The 23875-nt window shown below is 58.5% G+C and carries 27 protein-coding genes; 16 read left to right on the top strand and 11 right to left on the bottom strand.

Features of this window, described 5'->3' with window-relative positions; translation table 11 throughout:
* Nucleotides 1-107: 107 nt before the first annotated feature.
* Together ACQR3R_RS10330 and ACQR3R_RS10325 are read left to right on the top strand one after the other, a co-directional pair.
* Nucleotides 108-1007 (top strand): polysaccharide deacetylase family protein, encoded by a 900-nt coding sequence (locus ACQR3R_RS10330; protein ID WP_428272014.1) that lies wholly within the window; start codon nt 108-110, stop codon nt 1005-1007.
* 117 nt (nt 1008-1124) lie between these two features.
* Nucleotides 1125-1364 carry a DUF1652 domain-containing protein gene (locus tag ACQR3R_RS10325; protein ID WP_428272013.1) on the top strand — a complete coding sequence of 80 codons (240 nt, stop codon included), beginning with the start codon at nt 1125-1127 and terminating at the stop codon, nt 1362-1364.
* Here ACQR3R_RS10325 and ACQR3R_RS10320 read toward each other — a convergent pair.
* Nucleotides 1320-2252: a LysR substrate-binding domain-containing protein gene (locus ACQR3R_RS10320; protein WP_428272012.1), complete on the bottom strand. Its 933-nt coding sequence runs from the start codon at nt 2250-2252 to the stop codon at nt 1320-1322. The genes ACQR3R_RS10325 and ACQR3R_RS10320 overlap by 45 nt on opposite strands.
* A gap of 124 nt (nt 2253-2376) precedes the next feature.
* On the opposite strand from ACQR3R_RS10320, the gene ACQR3R_RS10315 reads away from it, so the two are divergent.
* The 8 genes from ACQR3R_RS10315 to ACQR3R_RS10280 all read left to right on the top strand — a co-directional run bounded on the left by ACQR3R_RS10315 (nt 2377) and on the right by ACQR3R_RS10280 (nt 9824).
* Nucleotides 2377-3525 (top strand): muconate/chloromuconate family cycloisomerase, encoded by a 1149-nt coding sequence (locus ACQR3R_RS10315; RefSeq protein ID WP_428272011.1) that lies wholly within the window; start codon nt 2377-2379, stop codon nt 3523-3525.
* A 10-nt stretch (nt 3526-3535) separates the two neighbouring features.
* Nucleotides 3536-3826 carry a muconolactone Delta-isomerase gene (gene catC, locus ACQR3R_RS10310; RefSeq protein ID WP_428272010.1) on the top strand — a complete coding sequence of 97 codons (291 nt, stop codon included), beginning with the start codon at nt 3536-3538 and terminating at the stop codon, nt 3824-3826.
* A 50-nt stretch (nt 3827-3876) separates the two neighbouring features.
* A complete protein-coding gene (gene catA, locus ACQR3R_RS10305; protein ID WP_428272009.1) occupies nt 3877-4806 on the top strand; it encodes a catechol 1,2-dioxygenase in 930 nt (309 codons plus the stop codon).
* 145 nt (nt 4807-4951) lie between these two features.
* Complete coding sequence (locus tag ACQR3R_RS10300; RefSeq protein ID WP_428272008.1) at nt 4952-5911, top strand: AraC-like ligand-binding domain-containing protein; 960 nt, start codon at nt 4952-4954, stop codon at nt 5909-5911.
* A gap of 123 nt (nt 5912-6034) precedes the next feature.
* The gene (gene benA / locus ACQR3R_RS10295) at nt 6035-7396 is read left to right on the top strand and encodes a benzoate 1,2-dioxygenase large subunit (RefSeq protein ID WP_428272007.1); all 1362 of its coding nucleotides are present in this window, start codon (nt 6035-6037) and stop codon (nt 7394-7396) included.
* Entirely contained in the window at nt 7396-7884 is a 489-nt protein-coding gene (benB, locus tag ACQR3R_RS10290) for a benzoate 1,2-dioxygenase small subunit (protein ID WP_428272006.1), read from the top strand. The genes benA and benB overlap by 1 nt, the downstream gene beginning before the upstream one ends.
* 10 nt (nt 7885-7894) lie before the next feature.
* A complete protein-coding gene (gene benC / locus ACQR3R_RS10285) occupies nt 7895-8908 on the top strand; it encodes a benzoate 1,2-dioxygenase electron transfer component BenC (RefSeq protein ID WP_428272005.1) in 1014 nt (337 codons plus the stop codon).
* A 142-nt stretch (nt 8909-9050) separates the two neighbouring features.
* Nucleotides 9051-9824, top strand: a complete 774-nt coding sequence (locus ACQR3R_RS10280; RefSeq protein ID WP_428272004.1) for a 1,6-dihydroxycyclohexa-2,4-diene-1-carboxylate dehydrogenase — start codon at nt 9051-9053, stop codon at nt 9822-9824.
* Between the two features lie 5 nt (nt 9825-9829).
* Here ACQR3R_RS10280 and ACQR3R_RS10275 read toward each other — a convergent pair whose 3' ends face one another.
* Entirely contained in the window at nt 9830-10192 is a 363-nt protein-coding gene (locus ACQR3R_RS10275) for an NUDIX domain-containing protein (protein WP_428272003.1), read from the bottom strand.
* Between the two features lie 220 nt (nt 10193-10412).
* On the opposite strand from ACQR3R_RS10275, the gene ACQR3R_RS10270 reads away from it, so the two are divergent.
* Entirely contained in the window at nt 10413-10604 is a 192-nt protein-coding gene (locus ACQR3R_RS10270) for a hypothetical protein (RefSeq protein WP_428272002.1), read from the top strand.
* A gap of 55 nt (nt 10605-10659) precedes the next feature.
* Here ACQR3R_RS10270 and osmE read toward each other — a convergent pair whose 3' ends face one another.
* Nucleotides 10660-11028: an osmotically-inducible lipoprotein OsmE gene (gene osmE, locus ACQR3R_RS10265; RefSeq protein WP_428272001.1), complete on the bottom strand. Its 369-nt coding sequence runs from the start codon at nt 11026-11028 to the stop codon at nt 10660-10662.
* Nucleotides 11029-11199: 171 nt separating this feature from the next.
* On the opposite strand from osmE, the gene ACQR3R_RS10260 reads away from it, so the two are divergent.
* Complete coding sequence (locus ACQR3R_RS10260; RefSeq protein WP_428272000.1) at nt 11200-11418, top strand: hypothetical protein; 219 nt, start codon at nt 11200-11202, stop codon at nt 11416-11418.
* A 23-nt stretch (nt 11419-11441) separates the two neighbouring features.
* On the opposite strand, the gene ACQR3R_RS10255 is transcribed toward ACQR3R_RS10260, so the two are convergent.
* From ACQR3R_RS10255 to ACQR3R_RS10220, 8 genes are all read right to left on the bottom strand, one after another.
* Nucleotides 11442-11918 carry a MarR family transcriptional regulator gene (locus tag ACQR3R_RS10255; RefSeq protein WP_428271999.1) on the bottom strand — a complete coding sequence of 159 codons (477 nt, stop codon included), beginning with the start codon at nt 11916-11918 and terminating at the stop codon, nt 11442-11444.
* Between the two features lie 136 nt (nt 11919-12054).
* A complete protein-coding gene (locus tag ACQR3R_RS10250; RefSeq protein ID WP_428271998.1) occupies nt 12055-13626 on the bottom strand; it encodes a methyl-accepting chemotaxis protein in 1572 nt (523 codons plus the stop codon).
* Between the two features lie 15 nt (nt 13627-13641).
* Entirely contained in the window at nt 13642-14406 is a 765-nt protein-coding gene (locus ACQR3R_RS10245) for a class II aldolase/adducin family protein (protein WP_428271997.1), read from the bottom strand.
* Nucleotides 14407-14429: 23 nt separating this feature from the next.
* A complete protein-coding gene (locus ACQR3R_RS10240; protein ID WP_428271996.1) occupies nt 14430-15416 on the bottom strand; it encodes a 2-dehydropantoate 2-reductase in 987 nt (328 codons plus the stop codon).
* A 74-nt stretch (nt 15417-15490) separates the two neighbouring features.
* Complete coding sequence (locus tag ACQR3R_RS10235) at nt 15491-16282, bottom strand: ATP-binding cassette domain-containing protein (protein WP_428271995.1); 792 nt, start codon at nt 16280-16282, stop codon at nt 15491-15493.
* On the bottom strand, nt 16282-18084 hold the full coding sequence (locus ACQR3R_RS10230; protein WP_428271994.1) for an ABC transporter permease subunit: 1803 nt from the start codon (nt 18082-18084) through the stop codon (nt 16282-16284). The genes ACQR3R_RS10235 and ACQR3R_RS10230 overlap by 1 nt, the downstream gene beginning before the upstream one ends.
* Nucleotides 18081-19118 (bottom strand): ABC transporter permease subunit, encoded by a 1038-nt coding sequence (locus ACQR3R_RS10225; RefSeq protein WP_428271993.1) that lies wholly within the window; start codon nt 19116-19118, stop codon nt 18081-18083. Before ACQR3R_RS10225 ends, ACQR3R_RS10230 begins: the two co-directional genes overlap by 4 nt.
* A 103-nt stretch (nt 19119-19221) precedes the next feature.
* On the bottom strand, nt 19222-20373 hold the full coding sequence (locus ACQR3R_RS10220; protein WP_428271992.1) for an ABC transporter substrate-binding protein: 1152 nt from the start codon (nt 20371-20373) through the stop codon (nt 19222-19224).
* A 300-nt stretch (nt 20374-20673) separates the two neighbouring features.
* On the opposite strand from ACQR3R_RS10220, the gene ACQR3R_RS10215 reads away from it, so the two are divergent.
* The 4 genes from ACQR3R_RS10215 to ACQR3R_RS10200 all read left to right on the top strand — a co-directional run bounded on the left by ACQR3R_RS10215 (nt 20674) and on the right by ACQR3R_RS10200 (nt 23862).
* Complete coding sequence (locus tag ACQR3R_RS10215) at nt 20674-20844, top strand: hypothetical protein (RefSeq protein ID WP_428271991.1); 171 nt, start codon at nt 20674-20676, stop codon at nt 20842-20844.
* 317 nt (nt 20845-21161) lie between these two features.
* On the top strand, nt 21162-22274 hold the full coding sequence (locus tag ACQR3R_RS10210; protein ID WP_428271990.1) for an amidase family protein: 1113 nt from the start codon (nt 21162-21164) through the stop codon (nt 22272-22274).
* Between the two features lie 26 nt (nt 22275-22300).
* Nucleotides 22301-23473, top strand: a complete 1173-nt coding sequence (locus ACQR3R_RS10205) for an acyl-CoA dehydrogenase family protein (RefSeq protein ID WP_428271989.1) — start codon at nt 22301-22303, stop codon at nt 23471-23473.
* A gap of 29 nt (nt 23474-23502) precedes the next feature.
* The gene (locus ACQR3R_RS10200) at nt 23503-23862 is read left to right on the top strand and encodes a hypothetical protein (RefSeq protein WP_428271987.1); all 360 of its coding nucleotides are present in this window, start codon (nt 23503-23505) and stop codon (nt 23860-23862) included.
* Nucleotides 23863-23875 lie beyond the last annotated feature (13 nt).

The raw sequence follows: 23875 nt of genomic DNA, 5'->3' as shown, positions 1-23875 counted from the left end.
TTATCCAACCTCGGCTCGCAGCGATCTGCGGGCCGATGATGGATAAATGGGCGAAGGATTTTTGCCGTTTGACGTGATGACCGCAACGGTCTGGCCCAAGGCAAAACATGAAACAACTGTTCAAGGTTCTATCTGCATTCGCCATCGCCGTCGGCTTGGCGGGGTGCATTGCTGCTCCCATCGAAATGACGCCACAGACCGCACAGCGCCTGCAGGCTCAACCGCCCATCCGTTTTTTGCTGACCTTTGATGACGGTCCCAGCGCCTCGAGTTTCTGGAACCCGACGATGACGGTGCTCGACAGTCTGGCGACTAATCCGTTGCTGCCAAACATCAAAGCAGTGTTCTTCGTGCAAACCGGCGCGCCACGGGCGGGCGACAGCGATATCGGTCGCGGGGTCATGCACCGTGAACATGCCGACGGCCAAATACTGGGTTTCCACACGGCCACGCACTGGCACACCAATCACCGCTCCCTGAGCCCGGAACAGCTGGAACAATCGCTGACCAAAGGCAGTGCCGACATTGCGGCGATTACCGGCGCGCCGCCGACACTGGTGCGTCCGCCATTCTGGAACTATGACAAACGGGTGTTTGCAGCGTATCAACGGCATGGCATGCACGTGTTGCTGACCGATTTGAGCGCCAATGACGGCAAGATCTGGGGCTTCAACGCCAGCCCTCGGCGACGGGCGAACATGCTGCGTCAACTGTCGGAAGTTCGTGAGCGCATCGCGTTGGGCGAGATCCCGACGGTGGATGGGGTGATTCCGGTGGTGGTGACGTTCCATGACCTTAATCGCTATACCGCCCGGCATACCCGCGAATACCTGCAAATCCTCATCGACAGCGCCAACGCCACCGGCGTGAAACTGGCGCAAAAGCCTTTTTATGACGATCAGGGCGAATTGCTCAAGGCTGCGATGGCGCGCACCGTCGCCGACAGCTCGCAATCGGTCAAATTGCCGGGGATCTGGAACTGGATCTGGGACGGTGATTCTCACTGAACCGTTTAAAAGTGCGACGCAGCTAACACTATTGTGTGGCTGTACAGGCGCAGAATCGGAAAAGGGCATCTATTCTGACTGGGTTAAACCCGATCAACCGCTCCCGAGGCGTCGGCCATGGTTCCGATTTCAGTCCTTTGCAACATTGTTGAGTCCGGTTTTACGCCACTGTCCTGCAAATGCACGGAGAGTGACGGCTTGTTGCGGATCGAGGTTTACGAACCCGCCAATGGGCGCGTTGAACTGTTGATCAACGGTGTATCGATTGCCCAATTGGACAGCGTACGCGCCATCTCCGACCTGGTGGGTGAGTTACGCGTGGAGTTGAGCGCCGGACGCCGGGCCTTCGCCGGTTGAGCGTTTGTGCTGCGGCAACAGTTCATCAATCATCTGCAAACAGTGATTGAGCCCCGGCGATACGTCGCCCACGCGCCTACTGAGAATGATCGGCGAGGTCGCGTTATCTTCCAGCAACGGTGTGAAACCAATGTCGTCGCGGTGCAGCAATTGCACTGAGGCCGGCACCAGAGTCACGCCAATTCCCGCCCCCACCAGACCAATGGCGGTTTGCAGTTCGTTGGTCCACTGCGCCACATGAATGTTCACGCCATAGGATTCGAACAGCGCGATAACGTGATCGGCGTAGCTGGGGCGCGGGTTGACCGGGTACAGCACGAAGGGCTCTTTCGCCAGTTCACGCAGGTTGATCGGCCGGCCGAGCAGGGGATGCCCGGCGGGCAGCGCTGCGACCAATCGGTCCTCGGTAAGCACGGTCTGAACGATGGCCGGGTCGTCGATGCGGATACGCCCGAAGCCGACATCGATGCGCCCGGCCTTCAGTGCTTGCACCTGTTGCTTGGTGGTCATTTCAGACAGCCCCAATTCCAGCTCCAGAGGCTCGCCGCTGCGCAAGCGACGAATCAGCTCCGGCAACACGCCATAGAGCGTCGACGGCGCAAAACCAATTCCCAGCCAGGTTTTTTCCCCCAGGCCAATGCGCCGGGTGTTGTCGCATACCTTGTTCAGTTGCTCGAGCAGGGCAGTGGAGTGCTCATGGAAAAAGCGCCCGGCATCGGTCAGTTTCAGCGGCCGGCCACGTTCCAGCAACAACACCCCCAACTCGTCCTCCAGTTGCTGGATCTGGCGGCTCAGTGGCGGTTGGGCGATGTGCAGCAGTTCGGCTGCACGGGTGAAGTTGAGCGTTTGAGCCAACACCTGAAAATACCGCAGGTGACGCAGTTCCATGAGGCCTCCGAAAACCGGTTTGCATACCTTTAAGGTATCAAGTCAGACCAATTCTATATTGGCATCGTAAAAAAAGCCGTACCAGAATCGGTTTCAGAACTTCAAGAACCTGACGGGTATCGACATGCTTGCAACAGCCATTGAATCGATCGAGACGATCATCGTCGATTTGCCGACCATCCGCCCGCACAAGCTGGCGATGCACACCATGCAGAATCAGACCCTGGTGCTGATTCGCCTGCGGTGTGCCGACGGCATTGAAGGTATCGGCGAATCCACCACTATCGGTGGCCTGGCATACGGCAACGAAAGCCCTGACAGCATCAAGACCAACATTGATCGGCACTTCGCGCCGCTGTTGCTGGGTCAAGACAGCAGTAACGTCAACGCCGCCATGTTGCGTCTGGAACGCAGCATCCGTGGCAACACGTTCGCCAAATCAGGTATCGAAACCGCGTTGCTCGACGCGCAAGGCAAGCGCCTGGGCCTGCCGGTCAGCGAATTGCTCGGCGGCCGCGTGCGTGATGCGCTGCCCGTGGCCTGGACCCTGGCCAGTGGCGACACTGACAAGGACATTGCCGAAGCGGAAAAAATGCTCGACCTGCGTCGCCACCGGATCTTCAAACTGAAAATCGGTGCCGGTGAAGTCAACCGCGATCTGGCGCACGTCATCGCCATCAAGAAAGCCCTGGGTGACCGCGCCAGTGTGCGCGTCGATGTCAATCAGGCTTGGGATGAAGCAGTGGCCATACGCGCCTGCCGTATTCTGGGGACCAACGGCATCGACCTGATCGAACAGCCTATCTCGCGCAATAACCGCACGGGCATGGTGCGCCTGAATGCCATGAGCCCGGCGCCGATCATGGCCGACGAATCCATCGAGTGCGTGGAAGACGCGTTCAATCTGGCACGCGAAGGCGCCGCGTCGATTTTCGCCCTAAAAATCGCCAAAAACGGCGGCCCGCGCGCCGTGCTGCGAACCGCTGCCATCGCTGAAGCGGCCGGTATCGGTCTGTATGGTGGCACCATGCTTGAAGGCGGAATCGGCACCATGGCCGCAGCTCATGCCTTTATTACCCTGAACAAACTGGCGTGGGATACCGAGTTGTTTGGCCCGTTGCTGCTGACTGAAGACATCCTCAGCGAGCCGCCGGTGTATCGCGATTTTGAGCTGCATGTTCCAAACACACCGGGCTTGGGCCTGAACCTCGATGAAGACCGCCTGGCGTTTTTCCGTCGCGACAAGACATCCACCGTCCTTCATAACGTCTGAGGAATGCATCATGCTGTTCCACGTAAAAATGACCGTGAACCTGCCGGTCGACATGAATCCGGAAGTTGCCGCCAAGTTGAAGGCTGACGAAAAAGCCCTGGCGCAGCGTCTGCAAGACCAAGGCAAGTGGCGTCACCTGTGGCGCATCGCCGGGCTCTACGCCAATTACAGCGTGTTCGATGTGGACAGCGTTCAGGAGCTGCACGACACGCTGATGCAATTGCCGCTGTACCCGTACATGGTGATCGAAGTCACCGCGATGTGCCGTCATCCGTCTTCCATCCGTGAGGATGACCGTTGAGCCCAGCCTGCTCAGCGTGAACGCTAATAATTACAAGATGAGGAACCACCATGAACGTCAAGATTTCCCACACTGCCAGCGCCCAGAAGTTTCTTGAAGAAGCCAGTGGCTTGTTCAACGACGGCGGCAACCCACGCGCCAAGGCCCTGGTTTACCGCATCCTGCGTGATTCGGTGAACATCATCGAAGACCTCGCCGTGACCCCGGAAGAGTTCTGGAAAGCGGTCAACTACCTCAACGTGCTGGGTTCGCGTCAAGAGGCTGGCCTGCTGGTCGCCGGCCTTGGCCTGGAGCACTACCTGGACCTGTTGATGGACGCTGAAGACGAGCAGGCCGGCAAATCCGGCGGCACGCCACGCACCATCGAAGGCCCGTTGTACGTGGCCGGTGCGCCGTTGTCGCAAGCCGAAGCGCGTCTTGACGATGGCGTCGATCCAGGCGTGACGCTGTTCATGCAAGGGCGAGTCTTCAATACCGCTGGCGAACCGCTGGCCGGCGCCGTGGTAGACGTTTGGCACGCCAACACGGGCGGCACCTATTCGTACTTCGACAGCACTCAGTCTGAGTTCAACCTGCGTCGTCGTATCGTTACCGATGCCGAAGGTCGTTATCGTTTCCGCAGCATCGTGCCGTCGGGTTATGGCTGCCCACCGGACGGTCCGACCCAGCAACTGCTGGATCAACTGGGCCGTCACGGCCAGCGCCCGGCGCACATCCACTTCTTCATTTCGGCGGCCGATCATCGCCACCTGACCACCCAGATCAACCTCGATGGCGATCAGTACCTGCATGACGATTTCGCATACGCCACCCGTGACGAGTTGATCGCGCCGATCACTTTCAGCGATGATCAGCAGCGTGCGGCGGCCCACGGTGTGAGCGGCCGTTTCGCCGAAATCGAATTCGATTTCACCCTGCAGTCGTCTGCCCAGCCTGAAGAGCAGCAGCGTCAAGAGCGGGTTCGCGCACTCGAGGATTGATCACTCGATTGCCGAGCCATTGTGGGAGCGGGTCTGCTCGCGAATGCGGTCTGACATTCAAAAAATTTTTTGACTGACAGATTGCTTCGCGAGCAGGCTCGCTTCTACAAGTCTCGTTACCTATAACAAAAATGAGAGTGACCTGATGATGCAAACGCAACTGTTGAGTCAGCGCAGCCGTGTATTTGACCAGGCCGATCCCTATGCGGTGTCGGGTTACGTCAATCAGCACGTCGGCAATCACTGCATTTTAATGCCTCGTGCAGGTCACCCGTTGGCCAGCCTCAATCACCGAAAATTTGCCAGCCTGGACCTGTGCCGCATCAGCTACGGCGGCAGCGTGCGGGTCACTTCCGGCGCACTCGAAACCATCTATCACTTGCAAGTCTTGCTGCGTGGCAATTGCCTATGGCGCGGCCACGGCCAGGAACATTACTTTGCGCCAGGCGAGTTGTTGCTGATCAATCCGGACGATCCGGTCGACCTGACTTACTCCGACGATTGCGAAAAATTCATCGTCAAAGTACCCACCTCGTTGCTGGAGTCAGTGTGTGATGAGCAGCGCTGGCGGTACCCGGGGCAGGGCGTACGGTTTCTGGAGAACCGTTACCAACTTAATGAGCTGGAGGGTTTTGTCGGGCTGTTGGCGATGATTTGCCAGGAAGCCGAGACCGGTGAGCCGATCCCCAAAGTTCAGGAACATTACGCGCAGATCATCGTCAGCAAGATGCTCAGCCTGATGAAAACCAACGTCAGCCGTATCAGTCTCGGTTCACACACCGCAACGTTCGAGGTGCTGGAAGATTACATCGCCCGCCACCTCAAGCAGGACATCGACAGCGAAGAGTTGGCGCGTCAGGCACGCATGAGCCTGCGTTCGCTGTACGGGTTATTTGAGCGCAACGCCGGTGCCACGCCAAAAAACTACATTCGGCAAAAACGTCTGGAACGTATTCACGCCTGCCTGAGCGACCCGACCTGCAGCGTGCGCAACGTAACGGAAGTGGCCATGGATTATGGCTTTCTGCACTTGGGACGATTTTCCGACAGCTATCGCAAGCAGTTTGGCGAATTACCGTCGGACACGCTCAAGCGTCGACACTGACCGGGTTTTTATTCATCGCCGCTTTGCACTAAACGGATAAAGGTCTGCACCCCGTGGATAGTCCGCCCGATCCGCGCGTCCTAGCATGGCACTGCCTGAATAAAAACAATGGAGGCGGCGGCCATGACCCTGCAACCCGAATACCTGCACTCCCTGCTCGAAGAAGACCCAGAACAGGGAATTTACCGCTGCAAGCGCGAAATGTTCACTGACCCGCGGCTGTTCGACCTCGAGATGCAACACATCTTCGAAGGCAACTGGCTGTACCTCGCGCACGAAAGCCAGATCCCCAACAAAAATGATTTCTACACCACCACCATGGGGCGCCAGTCGATCTTTATCGCGCGCAACAAGGATGGCGAGTTGAACGCTTTTATCAATGCGTGTAGCCACCGTGGTGCGATGCTTTGCCGGCACAAGTCCGGTAACAAGAGTTCGTACACCTGCCCATTCCATGGCTGGACGTTCAACAACTCCGGCAAACTGCTGAAGGTCAAAGACCCGGCGGCGGCGGGTTATCCGGCAAGTTTTAACTGCGAAGGCTCGCATGACCTGACCAGGGTCGCGCGTTTCGAGTCCTATCGCGGTTTCCTGTTTGGCAGCCTCAAGGCCGACGTGGTGCCGCTGGTTGAGCACCTTGGAGAGTCGGCGAAGATCATCGACATGATCGTTGATCAATCCGCTGATGGCTTGGAAGTGCTGCGCGGTTCCTCCAGTTACATTTACGAAGGCAACTGGAAGCTCACCGCCGAGAACGGCGCCGACGGCTATCACGTGAGTTCGGTGCACTGGAACTACGCCGCCACCCAAAACCAGCGCAAGCAGCGTGAGGCCGGCGATACCAACCCGACCATGAGCGCTGGCAGTTGGGCGAAGCAGGGCGGCGGTTTCTATTCGTTCGACAAGGGCCACATGTTGCTCTGGACCCGTTGGGCAAACCCCGAGGACCGTCCGTTGTACGAGCGTCGCGATGAGTTGGCGCAGGATTTCGGCAAGGCTCGCGCCGACTGGATGATCGAGAACTCGCGCAACCTGTGCCTGTACCCGAACGTCTACCTGATGGACCAATTCAGCTCGCAGATACGCATTGCCCGGCCGATATCGGTCAACCGCACTGAAATCACGATTTACTGCATCGCCCCCAAAGGTGAAAGCGACACCGCGCGTTCGAGCCGGATTCGTCAGTATGAGGATTTCTTCAACGTCAGCGGCATGGCCACGCCTGATGATCTGGAAGAGTTTCGCTCGTGCCAGATGGGTTATGAGGGCAGCACGCCTGCCTGGAATGACATGTCCCGAGGCGCCGAGCACTGGGTCGAAGGCGCCGATGAGGCGGCCAAGGAGATAGACCTGCATCCGCTGCTCAGTGGCGTGCGCACCGAAGACGAAGGCCTGTTCGTGCTGCAGCACAAGTACTGGCAGCAAACCATGCTCAAGGCACTGGCCGCTGAACAGTCGGCGCTGATTGCCGTGGAGGCCGTGTAATGACCATCACTTTTGACGCCGTGCGTGATTTCCTTTACCGCGAGGCGCGGTATCTCGACGATCGGCAGTGGGATGAATGGCTGGAGTTGTACACCCCGGACGCGACGTTCTGGATGCCGTCGTGGGATGACAATGACGAATTGACCGAAGACCCGCAGCGGGAAATCTCGCTGATCTGGTACGGCAACCGCACCGGCCTGGAAGACCGTATCTTTCGCATCAAGACCGAGCGTTCGAGCGCCAGCGTGCCGGACACTCGCACCTCTCACAACATCAGCAACATCGAGCTGATCGAACAGGCTGACGGTCTGTGCAAAGTGCGCTTCAACTGGCACACCCTGAGCTTTCGCTACAAGACCGTCGACAGCTATTTCGGCAGCAGTTTCTACACCCTCGACGTGCGCGGCGAAAACCCGCTGATCAAGGCCAAGAAAGTGATCCTGAAGAACGATTACGTTCGCCAGGTCATCGATGTTTACCACTTGTGAGGCAGCGGTCATGACGCATTCAATCGCATTCAATTTTGAAGACGGTGTTACCCGATTCATCGACGCCAATGTCGGCGAAACCGTGGCCGATGCGGCGTACCGCCAAGGCATCAATATTCCGCTGGATTGCCGCGATGGCGCCTGTGGCACCTGCAAGTGTTTTGCCGAGGCGGGTCGTTATGACCTCGGCGAGGAATACATCGACGATGCGCTGACCGCCGAAGAAGCCGAACAAGGGTTTGTCCTGACGTGCCAGATGCGCGCTCAAAGCGATTGCGTGGTCCGTGTGCCGGCGTCTTCGGACGTCTGTCGTACGCGCCAGGCCAGTTACGAGGCCACCATCAGCGCTGTGCGTCAGTTGTCCGACAGCACCATCGCCCTGTCGGTCAAGGGTGAGGCGCTGAGTAAGCTGGCGTTTTTGCCGGGGCAATATGTGAACCTGGGGATTCCCGGCAGCGAGCACACTCGCGCGTATTCCTTCAGTTCATTGCAGCGCGATGGCGAGGTCAGTTTCCTGATTCGCAATGTGCCCGGCGGACTGATGAGCAGTTTTCTGACCGGCATCGCGAAAGCGGGCGACAGCATGAGCCTGGCCGGGCCACTGGGCAGTTTCTATCTGCGCGATATTCGCCGGCCATTGTTGCTGTTGGCTGGCGGAACAGGCCTGGCACCGTTCACCGCCATGCTGGAAAAAATCGCCGAGCAGGGCAGTGAATTTCCGTTGCATCTGATCTACGGCGTCACCCACGATTTCGATCTGGTTGAACTGGACAGGCTCGAAGCGTTCGCTGCACGCATCGACAACTTCAGCTTCAGCGCGTGCGTGGCCAGTCCTGATAGCCAGCACCCGCTGAAAGGCTACGTGACCCAGCATATCGAACCACAACATTTGAACGGTGGCGACGTTGATGTCTATCTGTGCGGCCCGCCACCGATGGTCGAGGCCGTCAGCCAGTTCATCCGTGAACAGGGGATTGCGCCCACGAACTTCTACTACGAGAAATTTGCCGCCAGCGCGGCTTGAATGAATTTGCCTGCAGGGGTGAGCGTGCTCCGGGCGGCGATCCGATGAGGGTGGTTTGGACGGCGAAAATGATGTTGGGTGTACTGGCCTCATCGCTAGCAGGCTAGCTCCCACAGGGTAGGATTTCTTTCTAGAGGTATGCATGAACAGATTTGACGACAAAGTGGCGTTGATTACCGGCGCCGCGCAAGGCATTGGTCGACGGGTTGCCGAGCGCATGGCGGCCGAGGGCGCGCGGTTGATTTTGGTTGATCGTTCCGATCTGGTGTTCGAGGTGCAAAAAGAGTTAGGGCAGGGCAGCGAGGTGCTTGCCCTGACCGCAGACCTTGAGCAATACGAGGAATGCAGCCGCGTGATGCAGGCCGCTGTCGAACACTTCGGCCGCTTGGATGTGCTGATCAACAACGTCGGCGGGACTATCTGGGCCAAGCCGTTCGAGGAATACGAGGTGTCGCAGATCGAAGCCGAAGTGCGGCGTTCGTTGTTCCCGACGCTGTGGTGCTGTCATGCGGCATTGCCGATCATGCTTGAGCAGGGCAGTGGCGCTATCGTCAACGTGTCGTCAATTGCCACGCGCAGTGTCAATCGCGTTCCGTATGGCGCGGCCAAGGGTGGCGTCAACGCGTTGACCGCTTGCCTGGCGTTTGAAACTGCGGGACGAGGCGTGCGGGTCAACGCGACGGCACCCGGCGGTACCGACGCACCGCCACGGGTTGTACCGCGTAACAGTGCCGAACAAAGTGCACAGGAAAAAATCTGGTATCAACAGATTGTCGACCAGACCATCGACAGCAGTTTGATGAAGCGTTACGGCACGCTGGATGAACAGGCGGGCGCAATTCTGTTCCTGGCCAGCGACGACGCGTCCTACATCACCGGCATGGTGATGCCTGTCGGTGGCGGCGACCAGGGCTGAAGTGCCTACAGGCGACGCTGGAACGCTTTCACTATCCTGAGCGTGGCGTCGCTTGTCTTGAGGTTGTGCACCGTCTCCAATGGGTGCCAAACGCAATCGAATATCTCGTTTTGTGGGCGGGCATCGTCAAGATTAATCACCGATGCTTCATAGACATGGTGCCGGGTGCTGGCCGACTCCAGTTCCATGAGGTACAGCAAACCGTCGACTCCAAGTCCGGTTTCTTCCTGCAATTCACGCGCAGCGGCACCCGCGATGCTTTCTCCGCGCTCGACTTTTCCGCCCGGCAGTGTCCACCTGGACCTTGGTTTGCGCACCAGCAGAATGTGTCGATCCTGCTCGCAAATGACTGTTGCCCGTACTTTCATGTGTTACCCAATGGCTGCTTGTCACAAAACAGTCATAAAAATGCAATATTCAGGCCGCATGCCTGGAGTGCCTGTTCTCAGTAGGTTGGAGTTGTGACAACGGCGGAAAGTGCAACTTGATGTCGAAATGCTGGCGCGACGTCTGGTCAGCATCTTGGCGAAGGGCAGGTGTAAGGTAGACGTGTCGATCCCGTCTATCACTGCCTGAATGGAGGTGACTATGAGCGTTCCCATGCTGAATAAAATGCACATGAACGGTTATGACGTACTCAGCGTAAACAATGGCCCATGGCGTGTGTGCACTAAAGGTGACCGACTTGGCGCCTTCAGCAGCAAAGAAGAGGCACTGGCCTTTGCGGCGGCGCTTCCCGCCTACAAGGCGCGAACCGTACCACCGGCGAATAATCGCTAAAGAAGTGTGTTTTGAAGCCCCGGTAGCCCGGGGCTTTGTCTGTCAGGGCTGCAGCTTAGTAGCCCACAGGCGCCATTCCGGACTGCTTGGCGGCTTTGTGCGGTTTTTTGGCTTTTTCCTGGATGGCATTCCACTGCGGGCACGAAATGAAACTGGTGTGATCGACCTTGCCCCGCCCATCAAAACTGACGTTAAACGGCTGCTGTTTTCCGTGATTGGTAAACATATAGTCAAAACAGGTGCCGGATTGAGCCGTTCGCGTGAAGATCGACAACGGCTGGCCGCCGATTTTGATCACTTGTTCCTTGGTCATCCCGGTGTCCACTTGATCGACCAGCGGTTGGTCCTTGTAGACGTACGAATCGCTGGTGCAGCCACCCAGCGCACTCAGCAAAACGACCAATGCGCAGACAGGTTTGTTCATTGCAGGGTTCTCGATAATTTTCGCTACTAAAGATTAACCCCATTTGAACCGCTGGGGTGTGGTGTTCTTCCCGTTTGGTGGCGTTGCCTTTGGTCGGGAGAGTGAATGCGCAGCAGCATGCCCGATGTCGTACTGAAGTAGAAATTTTTCGCCAGGGCGAGGCCACTTCATATGACAACTACTGACGATTTCAGATTTCAAGCCCACCAGTTGATCGTTGATCTGGACGCGGCCACCACGGAAATGATGAAACTGATTTCTGCCCACCAGTTAAGCGGTCCGGAATGGGAGCGGGTTAGCCAATGGCAGCATGAAGCGTACGAACGCTGGATGACCTACCTTAATACGCGGTCGTACCCGGAGGCCGGCGATGGCAACGTTACCCCGTGAACACGAACCCCCGCTGCGGGCGTTCAGTCTTCGGGCAAGTTGTTGAAGATGATCTCCAGCGTTCCGTTCAGCTTGGTGATCTGGGCTTCGGTCAGGCCCTTGAAACTGGTGCGGAAGATATCGCTGGTGCCGACCTGGATTTCTTCGATGGTGCGGCGCCCGACATCGGTCAGCGAAACCTGGGTCACACGGCCATCGCTGGCACTGGTGTTGGTTTCGACCAGGCCGTCAGCCTTCATGCGGTAGACAATCTTGGTGATGGTCGAGAGCTTGGCAATGGCGTGAATGGAGATTTCCGAGATACTGGATTCGCCGTTCTCTTTGAGAATGAACAAAATTCGCCAGCGGGGAATGTCCATGTCGATTTTCTTCAGCGCTTTTTCCATGGCCATGGAATAGCGGCCATGCAGGCGAGCCAGCCAGTAAAAGGGGAACTCTTCCTTCTTGAAGTCCTCGCTGGCGGGGTTGTATCGGCTGAGGCGCTTTTTCGGGGTGGTCATAGAGGTTTACGTAGTCTTTCTAAATAGCTGGGTTTAATGGCGGGCGCCATTGTCGCGCCGCCCGCTGCAAAAAACCAGCAGGCACACCGGGGCGTGCCAGGAGCGGGTCAGGCGAGGCGTTTTCGGCGGGGCTGATTCAGCCTTGCAGAAAACGTTGCGCCAGATCGAGCTGCGAGTTGGCCAATTGGTGCAACTCTTCGCCAATTTGAGTGCTACGCCGTGATTGCTCGTTGCTGGTGTGTGCCAGCGTCACGATCTGGGAGATCTGACCGTTGATTTCCTGCGCCACTTGGCCTTGTTGCTCGATGGCCGAAGCCATTTGCAAGCTCATGCCGGAAATCTGCCCGACCTCATCACAAATGCGCCGCAGCGCGGTTTGGACCTGCGTCACATCTTCGCGTGATTCACGTGCGGCCGACTCGCCGCGTTGTGCGGTGACCAGCGCTTGCGCGCTGCCGTCGCGCAATTGTTCGATTGAACGTTGTATTTGCTCGGTAGATTCGCGCGTGCGGGTCGCGAGCGTACGAACCTCATCGGCCACCACCGCGAAACCACGACCACTTTCGCCGGCGCGTGCTGCTTCTATAGCGGCATTGAGGGCCAGCAGGTTGGTTTGCTCGGCGATGCTGCGTATCACATGGGCCACACCGCTGATGGACTCGATAGACTCCGCCAGCCGACTGACGGCCACGCCGATTTCCTCAACCGAAGTGCACAGCCCCGACATGGATAGCTGGCTCTGATCGGAAATCCGGTCACCTTCGTGCGCCAGACGATCGACGGCCTGGGTGGCTTCGGCAGCCTGTTGCAGATTGCGCGACAATTCCTGAATGGTGGCGCTCATCTGGTGCACGGCTGCGGCCGATTGTTCGGCCTCCTCGAGCTGACGTTGCAGGTGACCCGATTGAACCTGAACCAATTGCGCGGACTCTTCGGCGCGTTTGCGCACGGTCTCACCATTGATCTGAATGCGCGCCATGACCGTGCGCATGCGGGTGTTCTGGCTGTTGAGGGCCATGTCAAAGCGGCCGGCCACTTCGCCGGAGTCGCCTTGTAGCGGCGCCAGTAACGCATCGCTGTAGACCAGTTCATGACGCGCCATGATGCGCCGCGCGTCCATGCGTTGCTTGATACGCCACTGCACACCCGCCGCAACCAAACCACCGAGCACCAGCAACCCCGGTGCCAGATCGATTTTGCCGGCCACTGTCGCCGTCGTGACGGCCGCGCCCAGGGCCCAGGCAATGCCTTGGGTGCTGGCGATTTCCTGCAGGCGCTGGCCGAGCGTCAATGGACTTTGGCCAGCGTTCAAGCGCTGATAGAGCTTCTCGGCGCGCAGGCTCTGCTCGCGATCCAGCGGATGATAGGCCGTGCCCAACGCGTTCAACTGGCCCGCCTCAAACAAAGGCACCACGTACAGGTTGCACCAGAAGGTCATGCCCTGTTTGTCACGTCCCATCAACGGCCCGGTCCAGGGCACGCCACTGCGCAAGGTCTGCCACATGCGTTCGATCACCCGTTTTGGCATCAGCGGGTGGTTGATCAGCTCATGTGGCTGGTTCAGCAAGTCGCCCTTGGAATAACCGCAAAGCGTGAGATAGGCGTCATTGCAGCCGAGCAAATGGCCTTGGGTATCCAGGCGTGAAATGGGGACTTCTTCCACTGCCGGGGAGGCGGGCGAACGTGGGGTTACCATTGACCTGACCATGATGCGCTCCCGCGGTTACCAGCATTGGCCGCGTGCGGCGCGCATTTTGCGAACCATCGCGTCGAAGAATTTCACTGCAAACCCGCTGTCACGAATCAGCATGGCGGTGAGGTCGGCGCATTTGTGGCTGATCTCTTCCGGCAGCGGGTTGTCTTCACCGCCCAAGGCACCGGCCTGGCACTGGATTTCGGCAGCGCGCTGCACGGTCCACAACAGGAAGAACGCCTTGGCGATGCTGTTTTCGCCGACTGCAATGCCATGGTTGCGCAGCACCAGGATGTGCTTGTCGCCCAGGCTGTCGATCATCCGGGCTTTCTCATCGTCGAACAGCGTGATGCCTTCGAACGTGTGGTACCCGATGCGTCCGTAAAGTTGCGCGCCGTAGAAGTCGTTGTGGCCAAAACCAGCCTTCTTCATGACGATGGCCGAAATCGGCGTGGTGTGCGTATGGATCAGGCACTGGATGTCGGGCCGGGCACCGTGAACCGCACTGTGCAAGGCAAAACCGGCCGGGTTGCCGTCGTAAGGCGAGTCTTCAAGCTTCTTGCCATGCAGGTCGACTTTGAGCAGGTTGTGTGGCGTGACTTCGGTGTAGTTCAGCCCGAATGGGTTAACCAGGTAATGATGGGCCGGGCCGGGCAAACGTGCGGAAATATGGTTGAAAATGGTTTCTGTCCAGCCAAAGAAATCCACCAGGTGGTAGCAATGCGCAAGCTGCACGCGCAGTGCCCATTCTTCGTCGCTGTAATGATCGGGTTTGTCCTGGGTGCCTGGGTTCATTTCGCAATCCTTATCGTTGAAGTTCAATGGCTGGCCTGGTCGCCGCGAAAGCGCGCCAAGGCAATGATGTTGCGCGTGACCGGCATCGCAATTGACATGCAATCGGCCAGCTCCAGTACCGCATCACCGATCGCGGCCAGCTCCAGCGGGCGGCCTTTTTCGTAGTCCTGCAGCATCGAGGTGCGAACCGCACCCATGCCGGCGCCCAATTCGAAAAAAGTGTGAGGGTCGATGCTGACGCGGGCGCCATGTGCGGCGGCGGTCAGCAGTGTTTCCTGCAGGCAGGTGCGAACCAGGTCACGCAATTCCGGCAATCCGTAGAGCTGCTCTAGCGTGGCGCCGGTAATCACCGAAAGCGGATTGGAGGTGATGTTGGCGATGATCTTGGTCCACAGGTTGTCGCGGATGCGGTCAGTCGCCCGTGCTTCGATACCGACGCTTTCGATCAGCGCACGAATGCGCTCCAGCCGAGGGCTGAGGCTGTTATCGGGCTCACCAAAAATCATCAGGTGCGGTGTACGTGATTCGACCACGGCGTTAGCCGTGCACCGGGCAGTAATGAACACCACGCAACCGATGACATGCCGCAGATCCAGCGCTTCGCCAAGGATCGATTGCGGGTCGACTGCCTGCACCCGTTGCCCGTCGAACCTGCCACCTTCACCGTGGAAGTACCACCAGGGCACGCCGTTGACCACCGGTATCACCACGGTCTGGGGACCCACCATCGGTTGGATTTGTGGCAGCAGGCTTTCGAGCGCCGGGGCTTTGGTGCAGAGGAAAATCAAGTCCTGCTCACCCAGGCTGGCGGCGTCGTCGCTGGCATCCGGTCGGGCATGGTGGTTGCCGTCCAGGTCTGACAAGTGAATGCCGTCGCGGCGCACGGTCGCCAGGGTATCGCCGCGAGCCAGTATTTTTACCGTTTGGCCGGCTATCGACAGGCGCACGGCCAAGGTGCAGCCAATGGCTCCAGCGCCGGCAATACAGATGCGCAGAGGGGAAGCGTTCATCGTTACTCCAAAGATTTTTGGCGCTCAAGCCCCTGAGGGAGCGGGCTTGTTCGCGAAGCTTTATCAGCCCGTCATCAAGTCGCCAGCATCTCCTGATGCTTGCTGGCCAACCCCAGATACGCCTCGATCACGCGCGGATCATCAGCCAGTTGCTGCGCCGGTCCCTGCATTGCGATCTGCCCGGTTTCCAGCACATAGGCGTAGTCCGCGACGCGCAATGCGGCGCGAGCGTTTTGCTCAACCAACAGAATCGAAACGCCTTGATCGCGCAGGGCGGTGATGATCCGGAAAATTTCCCGGGTGATCAGCGGCGCAAGGCCCAGGCTGGGTTCATCCAGCATCAGTAGCTTGGGCTTGGCCATCAGCGCGCGGCCCACGGCAAGCATCTGCCGCTCACCGCCAGACAAGGTCGCCGCCAGTTGCTCGCGGCGCTCCCACAGGCGTGGAAACAGCTGATAAACCTCGCCCAGCGTCTCGCTGTAGCCACGGTCGCCTCGACGGTGCCGCTGAAAAGCGCCCAGCAGCAGGTTGTCGGCCACGCTCATGCTGGTGAACAGCTCGCGTTTTTCGGGCACCAGGCCCAGGCCTCGGGCAACCATCACTTCCACTTCCGGCAAACTTTCGAGGGTGCCGTCGAAATTCACCTGACCTTTGGAGCCCAGCACGCCCATGATGGCCGAGAGCAGGGTGGTTTTGCCGGCCCCGTTGGGGCCGATCACCGTCACAATCTGCCCCTTGCCGACTGTCAGGCTGGCGTTGCTCAGCGCTTCGACCTTGCCGTAAGCGACGCTCAGGTCCTTGATGTCCAGCACGGCATCGCGGACCAGGTTGCGCGGTTCGGCGTGTGGTTCTACGTGCATGTTCATCATTCAACTCCTCCCAGGTAGGCTTCCAGCACCGCAGGGTCTTTCTGCACGTCTTCGGGCAGGCCTTGAGCGATACGCTGGCCAAACTCCATCACCACCACGCGGTCGACCAGGCCCATGACGAAGTCCATGTCGTGCTCTACCAGCAAGATCGCCATGCCTTCGTTACGCAGGCGACTGAGCAAAATGCCCAAGGCTTCTTTTTCTTTCAGGCGCAAACCAGCGGCGGGCTCGTCGAGCAGCAGCAGGCATGGATCGGCACACAGTGCACGGGCGATTTCCAGAATCCGTTGCTGACCCAATGCCAGGCTGCCAGCCTCTTCGTTGAGGTAATCACCGAGCCCGACGCGCTCCAGTTGCCGCCGCGCTTCGCCCAGCAATTCGGCTTCTTCGCGACGATCCAGGTGCAATGCCGCCGACAGCACACCTTGCTGGCCACGCAAATGCGCACCAATCGCCACGTTCTCCAGCACGCTCATGTTGCCCAGCAGTTTCACGTGCTGGAAGGTCCGGCTCATGCCCATGCGCGCCACTTGCCGCGAGCTCATGCCATTGATTTTCTGGCCCATGAACAGCACCTCGCCGGAGGTCGGTGTATCGACCCCGGAGAGCTGGTTGAACATGGTGCTTTTGCCAGCGCCATTGGGGCCGATCAGGGCGAGGATTTCACCGGAGCGAATTTCCAGGCTCATGTCGTTGTTCGCCACCAACCCGCCGAAGCGCTTGGTCACATTGCGCGCTTCCAGGATCAGCTCGCCGTGTTCCGGCAGTTGTCGGCGCGGCAACGGCTCTGGGCTTGCATCCAGGCTGTGGACCTTGGCGCGTACTCTGAAGCGCGTCGGTACCAGGAGGGTCAGTAACGGCCAGAGGCCGCCCGGTGCACGCTGCATTAGCACTACGATCAAAATGCCGAAGACGATGGTTTCGTAGTTGCCGGTGTTGCCCAGCAGATGTGGCAACCAATCCTGCAGCCATTGTTTGAGCATGGTCAGAATGCCCGCGCCGAGCAGGGCGCCCCATACGCTGCCGACACCGCCGATCAGCGCCATGAACAGGTAATCGATGCCCATGTTCAGACCGAATGGCGTCGGGTTCACGAAGCGTTGGGTGTGGGCGTAGAGCCAGCCGGAAATCGCGGCGAAGACCGCCGAGATAACGAAGATCACCATCTTCGAGCGAAAGGTATTCACGCCCATTGACTCAGCCATCACCTGGCCGCCCTTGAGTGCGCGAATGGCACGGCCTTCGCGTGAGTTCAAAAGGTTTTGCGTGACAACAATCGCCACCAACAGCACGGCCCAGATCAGGTAGAAAATCTTCTCGCCTTTGTCCAGTTTGAGGCCGAACAGTGACACCGACGGCAAGCCGCTGACGCCGGTGTGGCCGCCCAGCGAATCCACGGTACCAAACAGGTAATACAGCGAAATGCCCCAGGCAATCGTACCTAACGGCAAGTAGTGACCCGACAGCTTGAGTGTCAGCGCGCCAAGAATCAGCGCCACCGAGGCGGTCAATACGATGCCCACCAACAGCGTCAGCCAAGGCGATGTTCCTGCCCAGGCGAGCCAGCCCGGTAGCTGTTCAGTGGTGGTCAGGTACGCCGAGGTGTAGGCGCCCAGTCCGACGAAAGCGGCCTGGCCAAAACTGGTCATGCCGCCCACGCCGGTCAGCAGGACCAGCCCGAGCACCACCAGCGCGTACATGCCGATGTAGTTGAGCAGGGTTACGTAGTACGGCGGTAACAGCAGCGGCGCGACGCCGACCACTAACAATAAGGCGAGTAACAAGTAACGCGGATTCATTCCTCTTCCTCCACATGACGGCTGGTGAACGAACGCCACATCAGGAACGGAATAATCAACGTGAACACGATGATTTCCTTGTAGGTGCTGGCCCAGAACATCGAGAACGCCTCAATCAAACCCACCGCCAAAGCGCCAAGGGCCGCGGCTGGATAACTGACCAACCCGCCAATGATGGCGCCGACGAAACCTTTGAGGCTGATGACAAAACCGGAATCGAAATACAGCGTAGTGATCGGCGCAATAAGAATGCCCGAGAGGGTGCCGATCAATGCGGCCAGCATGAAGGTCGATTTGCCCGCCAGCGTCGGCGAGATGCCCATCAGCCGCGCACCCATCCGGTTGACCGCCGTAGCGCGCAGGGCTTTGCCGTACAGCGTGCGTTCGAAAAACAGATACAGGCTGATGATCAGCCCCAATGACACGGCCAACACCCAAAGCGTCTGGCTATTGAACGTTATCGGGCCGAGTTCCAACCCGGCTTCAGAGAACGGGCGGGTGCGCGCACCCTCCGGGCCGAACAGCAGCAGGGCGATGCCGACCATGCTGACGTGCACTGCGATCGATACGATCAGCAGCACCAGCGAACTGGCCGAGGCAATCGGCTGGAATACCAACCGATAGATTTGTGGCCCCAGCGGCACCACCAGCGCGAGCGTCAACAGCGCTTGAATGGCCATTGGCAGATCGGCCAGTGGCAGCGTGTTGATCAGCACCACCATCAGGCCGGCGTAGCCCAGTTTGGCCAGTATGCGTTTGGGAAAACGAAACGCGTGGCTCGCACGCGCAGCTCCCCAGATATCGAGGGTGCAATCGACCAGCGTCAAGCCCAGCAGCAGCCAGACCAACGCCGTCGGGTGACCGGCCTGCAAGGTCGCCATGGTCAAGGCGCCGTAGGTAACGAATTCACCCTGGGGAATCAGCAACACCCGGGTGACGGTGAACACCAGGAGGATCGACAGGGCCAGCAGCGCGTAGATCGCGCCGTTGGTCATACCGTCCTGGCCCAGCAGCATGGCTATCTGGAAATTCATAATGGGAACTCTTTTCTACAGATTGAATATCAAGCGTGCCTGCCAGCGAGGTGTGCTCGCGGCAGGCAGGGCAAACACTGGGCAAACCGGCCCATCGAGATGATCAGTTGTCGTGTAGCAGCATCCAGTTGCCGTTTTTCACCTGGATCAACTCACGACCGCGCTCGTCGAAACCGCTGTGATCCTGCGGCGTCATGTTGTAAACGCCTTGGGTGCCGGCCAGTTCGTGGGTTTGTTCCAGCGCATCGCGCAATGCGGCGCGAAATTCAGGGGTGCCCGGAGCGGCTTTTTTGGCGGCGATCGGGATCGCTTGCTGCAACAGCAGGCCGGCATCAAAGGTGTTGCCGCCGAAGGTTGCAGGTTTGCTGCCGTTCAGTTTTTCGTAGGCTGCGGTGTATTCGCTGGCGATTTTTTTCGAAGGGTGGCTGTCCGGGATTTCATCGAGCACCAACATCAGGCTGGCGGCCAGAATAGTGCCCTCGACCTTTTTACCGCCCAGTTTGAGGAAGTCCTGCAGCGCCGCACCGTGGGTCTGGTAGACCTGGCCGCGATAACCCTGGTCGAAGAGGGTGGTTTGCGGCATCACGGCAGAGCTGCCCGGGGCTGCGATCAATACTGCGTCGGGGCGTGCTGAAAGCACTTTCAGGCTCTGCCCGGTCACCGAAGTGTCCTGGCGCTGGAAGCGTTCGTTGGCCACAACCTTGATGTTGTGCTCGGTTGCCAGGCCGGACATCACCTTGGCCCAGTTCTCGCCGTAAGGGTCGGCGGTGCCGATAAAGCCCAGCGTCTTCACGCCTTTTTTATCCATGTGTTCGAACAGCGCCTTGGCGATCAGATCATCGTTTTGCGTGGTCTTGAACACCCATTTCTTCTGTTCGGTCATCGGTAGCACCACGGCCGCAGTGCCTACCGGCGCCAGCAACGGCACGCCAGCCTCGGCAACAAACTGGATCACGCCCATGGCGTTAGGCGAACCACTTGGGCCAATGATCGCATCGACATTTTCTTCGTCGATCAGCTTTTTCAGCGCCTTCACAGTCGCGGTTGGATCGCTCGCATCATCCAGAGAAATGTACTTCACCGTTTGGTCGCCAGCCTGGGTTGGCAGCAACGGGATGGTGTTTTTCTGGGGTAGCCCGACCAATGCAATCGGGCCGGTGGAGGAGGTGATCACACCGACTTTCACTTCAGCCTGCGCGGCAGCGGCGCAGGCGACACTCAACAACAACGTGGACACGGCTTTTCTGAAAAGCATGACTTTCTCCGAAGAGTTGCAAGGCGCTGCAAAAGGCTAATTGGCCAGCCGCCTCGACACGACGGGGTGCGAGTACGGCCCAAGGTACGGCCTGTATTTTTTTGGCGAACTGCTGCGGTACCCATCGCGTGTTACCGAGCGTGTGGGTACCGGTCGACCATGTGCAATCGATCGAGGGCGAACAGGGCAAAAGCAGATTGCATGCCAGAAAATTTTCCAGAGATGGCAAAACGCCGTTACCGAGGGTCTGCGGCTTGCGCACGACAAGGCGATACGGCCAAGCGCTTTTGAACGCCCGGCATGAATGATTTCAAACGCCTGAAAAATACCCAGCACGCCACGCCGATCAAGGCCTTGATCTGGATCAAGGGTGGCTTTTTATGCGGAAAAAACGCCACAAAAAAAATGAAAAAACAGGTGTTTTTTAAGGTGTTATTTGCGCCAGTTTTCAGCGTTTATTTATTTTTATGATTTTTTTGTTCAGGTGATCTCTCGCGCTGAATTTTCCAAATGTTTCCAAGTGAATAGGTATGTAAAATCTATCAACTATCTGATTTATAACGATATTAATCGAGTTAATGAATTTATAAGGTTTTGATCATGGTGTTACCAAATTGCACGTCATCGGTGCGTTCGACGGAAATATGCACCGAAAATACACACTCTTTAATTTGGTAAAATTCAATTGACATTTCACGTAAATATTACGATTTTAGATTTAAGCAATTGCCCACGCCTTCAGGCAGAGGGCAAGTGTTCTGTCGGGACATAACAAGCAGGTAATAAGCATGTCGATCGTCGTCGAGGATTTAGCTATAGGCAGGAACGGTCTGTCGGTCATGGTGAAAGACACCATCGATATCGCCGGCTATCCGACCCGTGCTTCAAGTCAGGCATTGGCCGACGCGCCGGCGGCTACCGAGCACGCTCAGGTGGTGCAATCACTGCTGGATGCGGGTTGCCAGATCACCGGTAAAACCAGCCTTCATGAATTGGCGTTTGGCACCACCGGCCTGAATGCATGGACTGGCACTGCGTCCAATCCGCGTTATCCGGGTTACATCCCTGGCGGTTCTTCCAGCGGTTCGGCTGCGGCCGTGGCGGCAGGGCTCTGCGACTTCGCGCTGGGCACCGACACCGGCGGTTCGGTACGCATTCCGGCTGCTTGCTGCGGCGTGTTCGGCCTCAAACCGACGTTTGGCCGTGTCAGCCGCAAAGGCGTCATGCCGACGCACAGCACACTCGATTGTGTCGGTCCGCTGGCTGCAGACATGGACCGTCTGGTGCAAGGGATGCAAGCCATCGACCCGACGTTCAAATCAGTAGCGTTGCCGCAGAACATTTCTATCGGTGTGGTGGCGGTACACGCTAACGATCAGATCCATGGCGCAGTGAACACCGCGCTTGAGCGTTCGCGCTTTCCACTGGTCGAGCAATCGCTGCCTGGAATGCTCGCCGCCTACGGCGCGGGCATGGTGGTTATCAACGCCGAAACCTTTGCTGCTTGCGGCCATCTGCTGCAAACCGGCCGTGTCGGCAACGATGTCGCCGACCGTCTGCGCGCCGCCAGCCTGACCACTGCCGAATCAGTTGCAGAAGCCGAAATCATCCGCCAAGCGTTCATCGCCGAAGTGGATGCAGCGTTGGCCATCACCCCGATTCTGGCCATGCCAACCATGCCCGAATACCCGCTGCTGGTGGCTGACGCCGCCGACACTCGCGCCGCGCTGGGCATGACGTCGTTGGTACGCGCTTTCAATCTTTCCGGTCACCCGGCCCTGAGCATTCCTTTGGAAGGCGCATCAGGACTGCCGGTCGGCCTCCAACTCATTGCCGCCCATGGCGCAGACGAACTGCTGTGTGCAGTCGCCCGCGAGCTGGTCCGGCGCCAGGAAGACTAATCGACATGCTTACTATGGAGAAACCCATGACTGCGCCAAGCGAACCGAGCAACCAGCGCTGCGTGCCGATCACCGCAAACCCTGCGTTTCAAGCGCTGTTGGCCGACATTCGTGTGCGGGCCCGACACGAAGAATTCGATCAGCAAAAATTCATCTCCCAGGACGTCATCGAGCAGTTCCGCACGCTGGGTGTGTATCGGGCGCTGGTGCCAAAACGCTTCGGAGGTGACGAGCGTTCGCCCGCCGAGTTCTGCCAGATGGTCGAAGACATTTCCATCGCCGACGGTTCGGCCGGTTGGGTCGCGAGCTTTGGCATGAGCCCGGTTTACCTGGCGGCGCTGCCGCTGGAAACCATCAAGAAAATTTACGCCGACTCCCCGGACGTGGTGTTTGCCGGCGGGATTTTCCCACCGCAACCGGCCTCTTTTGTCGAGGGTGGCCTTGAAGTAAACGGCCGCTGGAAATTTTCCAGTGGCTGCATGGGCGCGTCCCTGATTGGTGTGGGTATCAGCCCGAAAAACGGCGACATGCTCGGTCTGCCACGCCTGGCGGTGATGCCGCGCGAGAAAGTGCGCATCGAGGAAACCTGGAACGTCGTCGGCCTGGTCGGCACTGGCAGCCATGACGTTGTGGTTGAAGGCGTGGTAGTGCCGGAGGAGTGGACCTTCGTTCGTGGCGGTCCTTCGAACCTGGACGAGCCGTTCTTCCGCTATCCGTCGCTGTCATTTGCCACTCAAGTGTTGTCGGTGGTTGGCCTCGGCGTTGCGCGTGCAGCACTCGATGAACTGAGCGGCATGGCCAGTGGCCGGATCTCGGTAACCGGTGCGCCGTCGTTGTCCGACCGGCCGCTGGCTCAGGTCGAAATGGCCAAGGCCGAAGCCTCATTGCGCGCCGCCCGTTCGTGGTTCTACCAGTCCATCGACGACGCCTGGAACAGTGTACTGGCAGGCGATGCGGTGACTGTCGAGCAAACCAACATGCTGCGCTTGTCGTCGACTCACGCTACCCGCGTGGCGGCCGATGTGGCGCGTACTGCACAAATGCTTTCGGGCATGAGCGGTGTTTATCGCACCAGCCCGCTGTCGCGTTTCGTCAACGACACCCAGGTCATCACACAGCACGCCTTCATGGGCGACATGACTTACCAGAACGCTGGCGCGATTTTCTTCGGCAACAAGCCGCTGCCTGGCTACCTGTAATTTTTTTCAATGACTATTGGGTGAACCCTATGACCGATAAAAAAGCCTTGCGCGTGTTGTTCTGCATCGGCATCAACCAGAACTTCTTCGATGCGCCACGTCCTGAGGCGCTGGAAGTCTGGGCCGCGTTTGGCGCCATGTGGAACGGCATCGCCGATCTGCCGGGCGTCACCGTACTGGGCAACATGGACGACGATCAGAGCATGGTCGGCCCCTCTGCCGGTTGGCCCTGGACCACCTACTTGCTGGCGGACGTGCCAGACATCGAAACCGTGCACGCGGCGTGCAACCTGTTTCGTACCACGTCGGTGGGCGACGGCCCTTACAAACTCTGGAAGTACTGCAAAGTCGAGGCCCGTACCGGCCGCGAACTGATCATCCAGCGCTGAATCGAGAGCCATC

The sequence above is a fragment of the Gordonia sp. IEGM753 genome (assembly GCF_050321825.1).
Taxonomy (GTDB): Bacteria; Pseudomonadota; Gammaproteobacteria; order Pseudomonadales; family Pseudomonadaceae; genus Aquipseudomonas.
The sequence above is the reverse complement of the archived record's forward strand: the minus strand, read 5'-3'. Positions and strand labels throughout refer to the sequence as shown.

Coding starts and splice junctions, on each gene's coding strand:
- ACQR3R_RS10330 (WP_428272014.1), top strand. CDS start 108: ATGAAACAACTGTTCAAGGTTCTATCTGCATTCGCCATCGCCGTCGGC.
- ACQR3R_RS10325 (WP_428272013.1), top strand. CDS start 1,125: ATGGTTCCGATTTCAGTCCTTTGCAACATTGTTGAGTCCGGTTTTACG.
- ACQR3R_RS10320 (WP_428272012.1), bottom strand. CDS start 2,252: ATGGAACTGCGTCACCTGCGGTATTTTCAGGTGTTGGCTCAAACGCTC.
- ACQR3R_RS10315 (WP_428272011.1), top strand. CDS start 2,377: ATGCTTGCAACAGCCATTGAATCGATCGAGACGATCATCGTCGATTTG.
- catC (WP_428272010.1), top strand. CDS start 3,536: ATGCTGTTCCACGTAAAAATGACCGTGAACCTGCCGGTCGACATGAAT.
- catA (WP_428272009.1), top strand. CDS start 3,877: ATGAACGTCAAGATTTCCCACACTGCCAGCGCCCAGAAGTTTCTTGAA.
- ACQR3R_RS10300 (WP_428272008.1), top strand. CDS start 4,952: ATGATGCAAACGCAACTGTTGAGTCAGCGCAGCCGTGTATTTGACCAG.
- benA (WP_428272007.1), top strand. CDS start 6,035: ATGACCCTGCAACCCGAATACCTGCACTCCCTGCTCGAAGAAGACCCA.
- benB (WP_428272006.1), top strand. CDS start 7,396: ATGACCATCACTTTTGACGCCGTGCGTGATTTCCTTTACCGCGAGGCG.
- benC (WP_428272005.1), top strand. CDS start 7,895: ATGACGCATTCAATCGCATTCAATTTTGAAGACGGTGTTACCCGATTC.
- ACQR3R_RS10280 (WP_428272004.1), top strand. CDS start 9,051: ATGAACAGATTTGACGACAAAGTGGCGTTGATTACCGGCGCCGCGCAA.
- ACQR3R_RS10275 (WP_428272003.1), bottom strand. CDS start 10,192: ATGAAAGTACGGGCAACAGTCATTTGCGAGCAGGATCGACACATTCTG.
- ACQR3R_RS10270 (WP_428272002.1), top strand. CDS start 10,413: ATGAGCGTTCCCATGCTGAATAAAATGCACATGAACGGTTATGACGTA.
- osmE (WP_428272001.1), bottom strand. CDS start 11,028: ATGAACAAACCTGTCTGCGCATTGGTCGTTTTGCTGAGTGCGCTGGGT.
- ACQR3R_RS10260 (WP_428272000.1), top strand. CDS start 11,200: ATGACAACTACTGACGATTTCAGATTTCAAGCCCACCAGTTGATCGTT.
- ACQR3R_RS10255 (WP_428271999.1), bottom strand. CDS start 11,918: ATGACCACCCCGAAAAAGCGCCTCAGCCGATACAACCCCGCCAGCGAG.
- ACQR3R_RS10250 (WP_428271998.1), bottom strand. CDS start 13,626: ATGGTCAGGTCAATGGTAACCCCACGTTCGCCCGCCTCCCCGGCAGTG.
- ACQR3R_RS10245 (WP_428271997.1), bottom strand. CDS start 14,406: ATGAACCCAGGCACCCAGGACAAACCCGATCATTACAGCGACGAAGAA.
- ACQR3R_RS10240 (WP_428271996.1), bottom strand. CDS start 15,416: ATGAACGCTTCCCCTCTGCGCATCTGTATTGCCGGCGCTGGAGCCATT.
- ACQR3R_RS10235 (WP_428271995.1), bottom strand. CDS start 16,282: ATGAACATGCACGTAGAACCACACGCCGAACCGCGCAACCTGGTCCGC.
- ACQR3R_RS10230 (WP_428271994.1), bottom strand. CDS start 18,084: ATGAATCCGCGTTACTTGTTACTCGCCTTATTGTTAGTGGTCGGCGTC.
- ACQR3R_RS10225 (WP_428271993.1), bottom strand. CDS start 19,118: ATGAATTTCCAGATAGCCATGCTGCTGGGCCAGGACGGTATGACCAAC.
- ACQR3R_RS10220 (WP_428271992.1), bottom strand. CDS start 20,373: ATGCTTTTCAGAAAAGCCGTGTCCACGTTGTTGTTGAGTGTCGCCTGC.
- ACQR3R_RS10215 (WP_428271991.1), top strand. CDS start 20,674: ATGAATGATTTCAAACGCCTGAAAAATACCCAGCACGCCACGCCGATC.
- ACQR3R_RS10210 (WP_428271990.1), top strand. CDS start 21,162: ATGTCGATCGTCGTCGAGGATTTAGCTATAGGCAGGAACGGTCTGTCG.
- ACQR3R_RS10205 (WP_428271989.1), top strand. CDS start 22,301: ATGACTGCGCCAAGCGAACCGAGCAACCAGCGCTGCGTGCCGATCACC.
- ACQR3R_RS10200 (WP_428271987.1), top strand. CDS start 23,503: ATGACCGATAAAAAAGCCTTGCGCGTGTTGTTCTGCATCGGCATCAAC.